The following is a 244-nucleotide window of genomic DNA, read 5'->3' as shown; positions in this document are numbered from 1 at the left end:
GGCGAGGAGATGCCGGGCTGTCCCCCGCCGGTCGGCAGCGCCGTCGCCGAGCGCGACCCGGTCGGCGAGGCCGTCGCCGACGGAGTCGACGTACCGCCGGTCGAGGAGCCGCCCGGGGTGCTCGTCGAGCTGCCGGGCGTGCTGGACGCGCTCCTCGAGGAGCTGCTGCCGGGCGGGCTCGTGGTGGGCGTCCCACCGGTCGGGCTGGGCGAGGCCGACGGCGAGCTGCCCGCCGCCCCCACCG

1 protein-coding gene is annotated in these 244 nt (G+C 79.9%); it reads left to right on the top strand.

The annotated features are described in order from the left end of the window. Window positions 1-9: 9 nt before the first annotated feature. Window positions 10-244: hypothetical protein (locus FHN55_RS23110; protein WP_218974944.1), on the top strand; the 235-nt coding region annotated here is incomplete at its 3' end.

The organism is Streptomyces sp. NP160, assembly GCF_006335115.1.
Taxonomy (GTDB): Bacteria; Actinomycetota; Actinomycetes; order Actinomycetales; family Quadrisphaeraceae; genus Quadrisphaera.
This window is presented reverse-complemented; position numbering and strand designations above follow the sequence as displayed.